Source organism: Roseicyclus sp., from assembly GCF_052168335.1.
GTDB lineage: Bacteria > Pseudomonadota > Alphaproteobacteria > Rhodobacterales > Rhodobacteraceae > Roseibacterium.
This window is the reverse complement of the sequence record NZ_JBQLZP010000146.1, coordinates 1-2,335: the sequence shown is the minus strand read 5'-3', so window position 1 is coordinate 2,335 and position 2,335 is coordinate 1. Positions and strand designations below refer to the sequence as shown.

General features: G+C 68.9%; 3 protein-coding genes. All 3 read left to right on the top strand.

Features of this window, described 5'->3' with window-relative positions; all coding sequences use genetic code 11:
- A partial coding sequence (locus ACTS11_RS04535) for a dihydroorotase (protein WP_442639154.1) occupies positions 1 to 693 on the top strand: 693 nt, incomplete at its 5' end.
- Between the two features lie 76 nt (positions 694 to 769).
- Positions 770 to 1,450, top strand: a complete 681-nt coding sequence (locus tag ACTS11_RS04530; RefSeq protein WP_442639153.1) for an orotate phosphoribosyltransferase — start codon at positions 770 to 772, stop codon at positions 1,448 to 1,450.
- Positions 1,451 to 1,681: 231 nt separating this feature from the next.
- A partial coding sequence (locus tag ACTS11_RS04525) for a DnaB-like helicase N-terminal domain-containing protein (protein ID WP_442639152.1) occupies positions 1,682 to 2,335 on the top strand: 654 nt, incomplete at its 3' end.

The following is a 2,335-nucleotide window of genomic DNA, read 5'->3' as shown; positions in this document are numbered from 1 at the left end:
GCCCGCGTCATGCCGGTGCTCGAGAAGATGGCGGAGGTGGGCCTGCCGCTCTGCATCCACGGCGAGGTGACGACGCCGGAGATCGACATCTTCGACCGCGAACAGGTCTTCCTCGAGACGGTGCTCGAGCCGCTGCGCCGCGACCTGCCCGAGCTCAAGGTGACGCTCGAGCACATCACGACCTCGCAGGGCATCGACTACGTGGCGGAGGCTGCGGGCGACATCGCGGGCACGATCACGACGCATCACCTGATGATCAACCGCAACCACATGCTCGTGGGCGGCATCCGACCGCATTACTACTGCCTGCCGGTCGCCAAGCGCTCGACGCACCAGCTTGCGCTCCGCCGCGCCGCGACCTCGGGCAATCCGCGCTTCTTCCTCGGTACCGACAGCGCGCCGCACACCGACCCGAACAAGGAGAGCGCCTGCGGCTGCGCCGGCGTCTTCTCGGCCACGAACACGCTGTCGTGCCTCGCGCATGTCTTCGAGGAGGAGGGCGCGCTTGACCGGCTCGAGGGCTTCGCCGCGCTAAACGGCCCCGCGCGCTACGGGCTCGCGCCCAACGAGGACAGGATCACGCTCGAGAAGCGGGAGACGCCCTGCGCCTATCCGGCGAAGATCGAGACCGGCGCGGGCCCCGTCACGCTCTTCGACCCCGGCCATCCGCTGCACTGGCACGTGGTGGCATGACCGCCCGAAAATCCGTACGAATTTTCGCAACCTGCGGATTTTCGTACGAAAATCCGGCCAAGACGAGGACCGCGCCATGATCCCCACCGCCTATCCCGACCGCGCCACCATGGCCCGCCTCTCCGCCCGGATGCTCCTCGACATCGGCGCGGTGCACTTCAACACCGAGCAGCCTTACACCCATGCCAGCGGCAAGCAGGCGCCGACCTACATCGACTGCCGCAAGATCATCTCCTACCCGCGCGTCCGCGCCACGCTGATGGACTTCCTCTGCTGCACCGTGATGGAGGCCGCGGGCCTCGAGGCCTTCGACAACATCGCCGGCGGCGAGACCGCGGGCATCCCCTTCGCGGCCTTCGTGGCCGAGCGGATGGGCCTGCCGATGTCCTACGTGCGCAAGAAGCCCAAGGGCTACGGGCGCACTGCGCAGATCGAGGGCGAGATGCGCGAGGGGGACCGGGTGCTCCTCGTCGAGGACCTCACCACCGACGGCGGCTCGAAGCTGAAGTTCGTGGACGCGATCCGGGCCGCGGGGGCGACCTGCGGGCACACGGCCGTCGTCTTCTACTACGGCGTCATGCCCGGGACGGAGGAGCGCCTGGCCGAGCACGGGCTCCGGCTCCACTACCTCGCGACCTGGGCCGACGTGATCGCCGAGGCCCGGCGCGGCGGCGACTTCGGGGCGGAGACGCTCGCCGAGGTCGAGCGATTCCTCGTCGATCCGGACGGCTGGCGGACGGCCCGCGGACTGGACTGATCGCGGCGTTCGCCGGCGCCCCTTTGGCCGTGGCGAATCCGACACATTTCTGTTAGGGTTCACGCAAGATAAAGCGGCAGGACGCAGGCGGACCACCGGATCTTGCGGTCGAAATGGCCCACAGGATACTCACAGATTTCGCCGATTGACCCTCCCGCAGGCGGGTCGGCTATACCCGCCGGACACCCTCCGCGAGGCGCGGACGGAGGGACCGAAAGGCGAGGGTCAGACATGAACGAGCAGGTTCCCGTGCCCGGGGCGGGCACGCCCACCACCGAAGACGGCAAGGTGCTTCCGCACAACATCGAGGCCGAGCAGCAGCTCCTCGGCGCCATCCTCAGCTCCAACGACGTGCTCGACCGCGTCGAGGACCTGGTGAAGCCCGACCACTTCTTCGATCCCGTGCACCGCGAGATCTTCCAGCTCGCCGCCGCGCGCATCACCAAGGGGCTCGCGACGGACGCCACCACGCTGAAGAACTTCGTCGCCGACGTGGCGGGCCTGAAGGAGCTCGGCGGCGCGAAGTATCTCGTGCAGCTCCAGCTCTCGGCCATCGCGACCTCGGCGGCGCGCGACTACGCCCAGCTCATCCACGACCTCGCCGTGCGCCGCGCGCTGATCGACCTCGGCGCCTCGATCTCGGACCGCGCGCGCACCATGCGCGACGACCGGAGCCCGGACGAGCAGATCGTCGAGGCCGAGAGCGACCTCTTCAAGCTCGCCTCGACCGGCACGACGAACCGCGGCTTCAAGTCCTTCCTCTCGGCGCTGCACGAGGCGGTGCAGACGGGGAACGCGGCGCACAACCGGCAGGGCAAGCTCGCGGGCGTGTCCACGAGCCTCAGCGACATGGACCGGATGCTGGGCGGGCTGCACAAGTCGGAC

Excerpts from the sequence above, each read along its gene's own strand:
- ACTS11_RS04530 (WP_442639153.1), top strand. The coding sequence starts at position 770 with ATGATCCCCACCGCCTATCCCGACCGCGCCACCATGGCCCGCCTCTCC.